The 226-nt window shown below is 56.2% G+C and carries 1 protein-coding gene; it reads right to left on the bottom strand.

What is annotated here, in order from left to right; translation table 11 throughout:
- On the bottom strand, positions 1 to 226 hold a 226-nt coding region (locus C7I36_RS17120; protein WP_219899693.1), incomplete at both ends, for a group II intron maturase-specific domain-containing protein.

The following is a 226-nucleotide window of genomic DNA, read 5'->3' as shown; positions in this document are numbered from 1 at the left end:
GTCTTAACCAACTCATTACCTGCTTCAGCACCCGCGCGCAGTTTGCCACCCGAAAGTAGCTGACAAAGCCCCGCAGCACTGGGTTCAGCTCGCGGATGATCGCCGCAAGCCCAATGCCCCGGTTTCGCTTTGTCAGCGCTTTCAGCTTCTGCTTGAGTTTTACCACCTTCTTGTCCTGGATACGGGTGTAGTTCGTGTGGATCACCACACCCAGGAACTTCACCCC

It is taken from the genome of Zobellella taiwanensis, assembly GCF_003012795.1.
Classification (GTDB): Bacteria; Pseudomonadota; Gammaproteobacteria; order Enterobacterales; family Aeromonadaceae; genus Oceanimonas; species Oceanimonas taiwanensis.
Note: the sequence above shows the minus strand (reverse complement) of the source record. Positions and strands in the feature narration are given on the sequence as shown.